Raw genomic sequence first — 286 nt, forward strand, 5'->3', positions numbered from 1 at the left:
GGGCGGGTCAGGCAATTGCACCTGCACGTGAATGCGTGCGCCGGTGACGCTTTCGAGCATGTCGGCGATGTTCTGCACCCGTTGGCTGACATCGAAGACCTGCGGATTCAACGGCTGGCGACGGGCAAAGGCGAGCAATTGGCTGGTGAGCTTGCTGGCCCGCTCGACGGTATCGGACACCGCGCCCATGTAGCGTTGCCGGCGCTCTTCCGACAGCCCCGGTTGGCGCAGGAAGTCCACGGATGAGCGGATGATTGTCAGCAGGTTATTGAAATCGTGGGCGACG

At 62.6% G+C, this 286-nt stretch carries 1 protein-coding gene; it reads right to left on the reverse strand.

Annotated features, from left to right (window positions below):
• Positions 1–286, reverse strand: a 286-nt coding sequence (locus tag AC0L20_RS40820) for a histidine kinase dimerization/phospho-acceptor domain-containing protein (protein ID WP_473295795.1), incomplete at both ends; no start/stop codon positions are given.

The sequence above is a fragment of the Bradyrhizobium sp. Kon58 genome (genome assembly GCF_055807455.1).